Raw genomic sequence first — 6,341 nt, 5'->3', positions numbered from 1 at the left:
GCGTACCTGTGTCATGTGCTGTCGGTGATTGCTGACTATCCGGTTAATCGCGTAGACGAGTTATTGCCCTGGCGAGTGCAGCTGTAAAAAACAAGTTTTAAGCTGTCAATACGGTATGGGGCGGAGCATTACATTGATTTTGCCACACATGACAACCGGTTTATCCCCGTGCATACGGGGAACACTTGTTGCGCATGGCATTGATGGATGTCGTGGCCGGTTTATCCCCGTGCATACGGGGAACACTTATGTGCATGTTCCTATAACAGCAGGGCAGGCGGTTTATCCCCGTGCATACGGGGAACACACGCCCTCCGGTTGTTGCCTGCCCAGTTCTCGCGGTTTATCCCCGTGCATACGGGGAACACAATTTCTTCATTATCAAATTCAGTCAAATCTACGGTTTATCCCCGTGCATACGGGGAACACATATCGTTGGGCTCATTGCATGAAGGGCAAGGCGGTTTATCCCCGTGCATACGGGGAACACGTCATTACACCCTATCATATCCTCAATGATGCCGGTTTATCCCCGTGCATACGGGGAACACCCACGTGGAACATTCGGGGTACTACTTGTTAACGGTTTATCCCCGTGCATACGGGGAACACTTGGTTGCACCGGCTAGGTCTTGCAAAAACTTCGGTTTATCCCCGTGCATACGGGGAACACTAGAAATTTTGGCAAATAATAAAATCAATAAACGGTTTATCCCCGTGCATACGGGGAACACCTGCATTCGCAAATATTCCTTTTCCGTTGCTGCGGTTTATCCCCGTGCATACGGGGAACACTTCCCGTGGGTCCCCCTGTGTCAGACTAGTTGGAACCTCAACCGATGTTAGAATTTAACTCATCCTAAGATGGGGGCAAAGAAAAGGTTCCTATGAAATACTCACCCGAACGCCGAGAAGCGATACTGGCCAAATTAATGGCTCCCCATAACCGAACGGTTGCTGAATTAGCCCAGGAAGAAGGCATTTCCGAAGCGACGCTTTACAACTGGCGTAAACAGGCACGTGATCAAGGCCGGTTATTACCAAACCAAGCCAGCACACCGGAAGGTTGGAGCTCGGCAGAAAAATTCAATGCCGTCCTGGAAACGGCAGCCTTATCCGAAACGGAACTGGCCGAATATTGTCGCCGTCGTGGCCTGTATGTTGAGCAAATACGTCGGTGGCGCAGCAGTTGTGAACAAGCCAATGACGTCAGTGCCAAAGCATCCGCACAGCAAGCAGAAATCACTAAAGCAGAACGTAAACGCATCAAGGAACTGGAGCGTGAACTGCGTCGTAAAGATGCCGCCTTGGCTGAAACGGCGGCCATCTTGGCCTTGCGAAAAAAAGTCCAGGCGATCTGGGGGGACGAGGAAAAATGACCAATGCCACAGATCGCCGCCAAATTGTTGAATTGGTCAATGAAGCACGGATGGCTGGCGCCCGACTGCAACGCATTTGCCAGGAGCTGGGTATTGGCCTGAATACTTACCGCCGCTGGTCAACAGGCACAGAGGATCAACGCCGGCATGCGGTGCATCCTTTACCTGCCCATGCGCTGACACCAGAAGAGCGTCAGACCATTCTGGATACCTGTCACCGTCCCGAGTTTGCCAGTCTGCCACCTGCGCAAATCGTGGCCCGGTTACTGGATGAAGAACAATGTTATCTGGCTTCAGAGTCCAGCTTCTACCGCGTCCTGCGTCAGGCGGGTGAACAGCATCGCCGTGGACGCGCGGCAGCACCACGCCATAAAGGTCCGCCCCGTCGTCATTGTGCCGATGAACCCAATGCTTGCTGGAGTTGGGATGTGACGTATTTGCCAACCTCAATACGGGGCCTATCCTTTTATCTGTACCTGATTATGGATATTTACAGCCGCAAAATCGTGGGCCACGAAGTCTTCGAGGCAGAAAACATGAATAACAGCGCCACCCTGATTCAGCGGGCCGTACTGCGTGAAAAATGTGCGCATAAGCCGCTGGTATTGCACGCGGACAATGGTTCGGCCATGAAAGGTTCCACCCTGTATGCCAAGCTGGACAGCCTGGGTATTACGCCGTCACACAGTCGACCTCGTGTATCCAATGATAATGCGTATTCAGAATCGCTCTTCCGTACCTGCAAATATCATCCACGGTTTCCAACCAATGGCTTTAACCAGATTGAAGATGCCCGCCAATGGGTTCATCACTTTGTGCGATGGTATAACGAAGAACATCGTCATAGCCAAATCCGCTATGTCACACCGGCTCAGCGCCATGCTGGCCAGGATGAGAATATCCTACGGGCTCGCCACGAACTGTACCAACAGGCCCAACGTGCCAATCCCGCCCGCTGGTCAGGTCAGACACGTAACTGGCAACCGATTGGAGAAGTCTGGCTCAATCCCGATAAAAACCTGAAGATCATTCAACAGGAAAAAACGTTAGAGGCGGCATGATTCACGTTCCAACTACCTTGACAAACACCGCGCCGGAGGAATTCCTAATAGTTCTGACACATCTGTCGTAAATTTCTCATTGGCTTCAAGCAATGCTTTCGCTGTCGCTACCACATCTAAGCAATGATAAGGCAACAAGTGATAATTAGCATTTTTTGATTTTCCCCGATCTAATTTACCTATATACCTATAGTAGCTTTTATCCATTTATAAAAAGTCGCTTCTTAAATTAATAATGCGATCCTATAATTTAGTTAATGTGGTTATTAGATTCTATCTTGAAACATATTTTACTTACAAGATTAAAAAAATTTAATATTTTTTTAACTTTTAGTAAATTCTCAAAATCCACCTAAAAATTCAATCACCATCAACCCTTGCCTTAACTGTGTGATTCATAGACATCATTTCAATATAATGGGTATTTATGAATAGAGAAATACAGCAGTGATTACAGTGGATTAGGTCATACAACGTGAGCAGCGATGCAGGCTTGGTATGTCGTCGTCGCTACATATCCAGTTCTACCTTAAGGAAATGGTGGCGACGCTATCAACAAAATGACATAAATGCCCTGATTAACAAAAGCAGACGCCCTAAAAGCTCACCTACAACTATGGTTGCTAATATTGAAGAGCAATTAATTTTATCTATGCTCTGTTCTCACAACCTTTGCGCCAGGAGAATTCAACGCAAATTCAGTCGCCTGCATGGAATCACTCTTGGAACTGCAACTCTTCATAACATTTTGACGAGAAATGAAGTAATAATGGCCATTGACACGTACGGCCTGCCTACGTTGATTGACGACCAGCTTGTTGGGGATGAAACGACATTCTATTGACATACCCGCGTCAGCAGTCATAGTGAATTTATTCAGAAATCGCGGGTATGTAATTATTTGGACTGACCCGCTTCAAGCCTCAAATTTGCTGTCGACATGCATGACAACCATCCGACTTGAATACAAAATCTCAATCTTCTCCAAATCAAACAACCAGTCATCAAAACACATCATTTCCCAAAACCCGCCGGTGGAAGGGTCTATCAGTTTAGACAGATCTGATTGATCCACTTGCTTGCCGGGTACGCCGCCTCCGGGCAACCCCACAACTTCTATCCGCCACGCAGGTCCGGCAAGATCATTATCAGCACGGTTTACAAACAAGTTGTGATATTCCCGCTGCGAACGCCATTCAAAATTATGTTTGGGTGGCATTATTATTCCTTATAAAAATTTCATTTACGTTATATGCATACTGTTACATCCATCATACCACTGGAGCGGCACAAAGTATCATTAACAAATGAAAACCGTCCCAACCTTGCTACATTGCATGGTACTTACAACCAGCGCCGTACTTTAGCCTTGTAATCCCTGTATTCCTGCCCAAACAGTTTTTCCATTGCCCGCTCTTCGGGAATAATCTGGAAACGGGTGATATACAGCACGTATGCCACTATACCCAACAAAGACCAGGCAGACGCCAGGTAAATGGCCCACGCCAGCAACAACAAAGCCATACCCAGGTACATCGGGTTGCGTGAATACTTATAAATACCCGTACACACCAAGGCCGATGATTTTTCAGGGCTCATGGGGTTCACCGTGGTTTTTACTTTCCGGAATGAAACAGCCCCCAAAAAATCGCATGTCAGGCCAATAAATGCCACGATGCCGGCAATACTCTGGCGTATCAGGGCGCCCTCTTCAATCCTCATAGCCGCCGGGCTCAATTGCCACATCAGAAGCCCGATGACAATCACAATGAGCGGTGGAGGAATTCTGGTTTCCAGCTTGTTCATGACAATATCCTTAATAAACTGCCCTCAGCAATGGCGCGATCTACTGCGCAAACCCTGGCCTTGAATTATTGTTTGTTTATGCATAAGCAAATAAAAACATGCCTGCCCAGGCAAAGGGTAACAAAAAACCCGCACTACCATAAGCAGTGCGGGTTTTTGCAAACAAGTTATTGCTTAAAGCAATAAAGCAGCTTACATGTTTTCGATCATTACCTGACCAAAGCCAGAGCAGCTAACCTGTGTTGCACCTTCTAGCAAACGGGCAAAGTCATAGGTTACTTTTTTGGACAGGATTGATTTTTCCATAGAAGAAATAATCAGGTCTGCCGCTTCAGTCCAACCCATGTGACGCAGCATCATTTCTGCAGACAGGATTTCTGAACCTGGGTTCACGTAGTCTTTACCTGCATATTTAGGTGCGGTACCGTGAGTAGCTTCAAACATGGCGATAGAGTCAGACAGGTTGGCACCAGGAGCGATACCAATACCACCAACTTGAGCAGCCAATGCGTCAGACACATAGTCACCGTTCAGGTTCAATGTGGCAATGACAGAGTACTCGGCAGGACGCAACAGAATTTGTTGCAAGAATGCATCAGCGATAGAATCCTTAACGATAATGTCTTTACCTGTTTTAGGATTCTTGAATTTGCACCATGGGCCGCCATCAATCAATTCAGCGCCAAATTCTTTTTGTGCCAATTCATAGGCCCAATCACGGAAACCACCTTCGGTGTATTTCATGATGTTGCCTTTATGAACGATGGTAACGCTTGGTTTGTCGTTATCAATCGCGTATTGAATGGCTTTGCGAACCAAACGCTGTGTACCTTCACGTGATACGGGTTTGATACCGATACCTGAAGTATTAGGGAAGCGGATTTTGGAAACGCCCAATTCGTTTTGCAGGAAAGCGATCAGTTTTTGAGTCTGTTCGGATTCAGCCGGGAACTCGATACCTGCATAGATATCTTCCGAGTTTTCACGGAAAATAACCATGTCTGTTTTTTCTGGCTCACGTACAGGTGAAGGAACACCTTTGAAGTAACGTACAGGACGCAAACATACGTACAGATCCAGCTGTTGACGCAATGCCACGTTCAGTGAGCGAATACCGCCACCAACGGGTGTAGTCAAGGGGCCTTTAATGGAAACAACGTAATCTTTAACGACTTCCATGGTTTCTTCTGGCAGCCAAACGTCTGGGCCATATACTTTTGTTGATTTTTCACCGGCATAAACTTCCATCCAGTGAATTTTACGTTTACCGTCGTACGCTTTGGCAACCGCAGCATCAACCACTTTCAACATGACTGGCGTGATGTCTGCACCAGTACCGTCACCCTCAATGAAAGGAATGATTGGTTGATCTGGTACATTCAGAGAGAAGTCGGCGTTAACCGTGATTTTTTCGCCCGCTGCCGGGACTTTAATATGTTGATAAGACATGTTGGCTCCGTAACCCACAATAAGACAATGAACCTAAAACCTGCAGCACGATAGGATATGGAACGCCGCAGGTCTTATATAAGACCTATAGTTTAACTGAAAAAGTTTACACCGTTTTAAAACATTCGCGATTTTTCAGAAATATTTCCTGATTCGGACAATTCTGAGGCAAAATAGCCTATAACCTATATTTTTTACCTTCACTATACCCCTATGTTCAACCCTTCCCGTGACCAGGTCAGAGACTTCTTTATAGATACCTGGAGCAAACACCAGAAAAAGCAAATTCTTACCCCTCTGGAGTCTATTGCCCTAAACTGGATACAGCAACACCCCGAATATCACCACATACTTGAAAACCCCGACGCCAAAAGCAGGGACTTTTCAGTCGACCAAGGTCAGGTCAACCCGTTTTTACACCTGTCCATGCACTTGGCCATCGAAGAGCAAATATCCATCAACAGCCCTCCGGGAATCAGGGATGTTTTCCAGGCTTTGGCTGCCCGCAGCAGCACGCACGATGCCGCCCACGAAATCATGGAATGCCTGGGAACCGTGTTGTGGGAAGCCCAGCGCCTGGGCAAACCCCTTGACAACGAGCATTATCTTGAGCTGCTAAAGCAGCGCGTGCATCGTCATTAATGCA

7 protein-coding genes, 1 pseudogene and 1 CRISPR repeat array are annotated in these 6,341 nt (G+C 47.1%); of the genes and pseudogenes, 4 read left to right on the top strand and 4 right to left on the bottom strand.

From position 1 onward, the window contains the following. On the top strand, positions 1-87 hold an 87-nt coding region (locus JHL22_RS12710; RefSeq protein ID WP_200235981.1), incomplete at its 5' end, for a transposase domain-containing protein. Between the two features lie 69 nt (positions 88-156). Next, positions 157-795: direct repeats of the CRISPR family, unit length 29 nt; unit sequence CGGTTTATCCCCGTGCATACGGGGAACAC. Positions 796-887: 92 nt separating this feature from the next. Further along, positions 888-2,440: pseudogene (locus JHL22_RS12705) on the top strand (IS3 family transposase). A 12-nt stretch (positions 2,441-2,452) separates the two neighbouring features. Here JHL22_RS12705 and JHL22_RS16220 read toward each other — a convergent pair. Then, positions 2,453-2,647 (bottom strand): HD domain-containing protein, encoded by a 195-nt coding sequence (locus JHL22_RS16220; protein WP_200238117.1) that lies wholly within the window; start codon positions 2,645-2,647, stop codon positions 2,453-2,455. A gap of 268 nt (positions 2,648-2,915) precedes the next feature. Here JHL22_RS16220 and JHL22_RS12695 point away from each other — a divergent pair, with 268 nt between their 5' ends. Further along, entirely contained in the window at positions 2,916-3,284 is a 369-nt protein-coding gene (locus JHL22_RS12695; protein ID WP_200238115.1) for a helix-turn-helix domain-containing protein, read from the top strand. Between the two features lie 72 nt (positions 3,285-3,356). Here JHL22_RS12695 and JHL22_RS12690 read toward each other — a convergent pair whose 3' ends face one another. The 3 genes from JHL22_RS12690 to icd form a co-directional block, all read right to left on the bottom strand. Continuing rightward, entirely contained in the window at positions 3,357-3,659 is a 303-nt protein-coding gene (locus tag JHL22_RS12690; protein ID WP_200238113.1) for a hypothetical protein, read from the bottom strand. 125 nt (positions 3,660-3,784) lie between these two features. Further along, entirely contained in the window at positions 3,785-4,246 is a 462-nt protein-coding gene (locus JHL22_RS12685) for a methyltransferase family protein (protein ID WP_200238110.1), read from the bottom strand. A gap of 192 nt (positions 4,247-4,438) precedes the next feature. Then, a complete protein-coding gene (icd, locus tag JHL22_RS12680; protein ID WP_200238108.1) occupies positions 4,439-5,695 on the bottom strand; it encodes an NADP-dependent isocitrate dehydrogenase in 1,257 nt (418 codons plus the stop codon). Positions 5,696-5,908: 213 nt separating this feature from the next. On the opposite strand from icd, the gene JHL22_RS12675 reads away from it, so the two are divergent. After that, positions 5,909-6,337, top strand: coding sequence for a DUF1841 family protein (locus JHL22_RS12675; RefSeq protein WP_200238106.1), 429 nt, complete (start codon positions 5,909-5,911; stop codon positions 6,335-6,337). Positions 6,338-6,341: the final 4 nt, after the last annotated feature.

Source organism: Advenella mandrilli (assembly GCF_016595155.1).
In the GTDB taxonomy this organism is placed as follows: Bacteria; Pseudomonadota; Gammaproteobacteria; order Burkholderiales; family Burkholderiaceae_B; genus Advenella; species Advenella mandrilli.
This window is presented reverse-complemented; position numbering and strand designations above follow the sequence as displayed.

What these genes read in the sequence shown, in the direction of transcription:
- JHL22_RS16220 (WP_200238117.1), bottom strand. Translation starts at nt 2,647, where the DNA reads ATGGATAAAAGCTACTATAGGTATATAGGTAAATTAGATCGGGGAAAA.
- JHL22_RS12690 (WP_200238113.1), bottom strand. Translation starts at nt 3,659, where the DNA reads ATGCCACCCAAACATAATTTTGAATGGCGTTCGCAGCGGGAATATCAC.
- JHL22_RS12685 (WP_200238110.1), bottom strand. Translation starts at nt 4,246, where the DNA reads ATGAACAAGCTGGAAACCAGAATTCCTCCACCGCTCATTGTGATTGTC.
- icd (WP_200238108.1), bottom strand. Translation starts at nt 5,695, where the DNA reads ATGTCTTATCAACATATTAAAGTCCCGGCAGCGGGCGAAAAAATCACG.
- JHL22_RS12675 (WP_200238106.1), top strand. Translation starts at nt 5,909, where the DNA reads ATGTTCAACCCTTCCCGTGACCAGGTCAGAGACTTCTTTATAGATACC.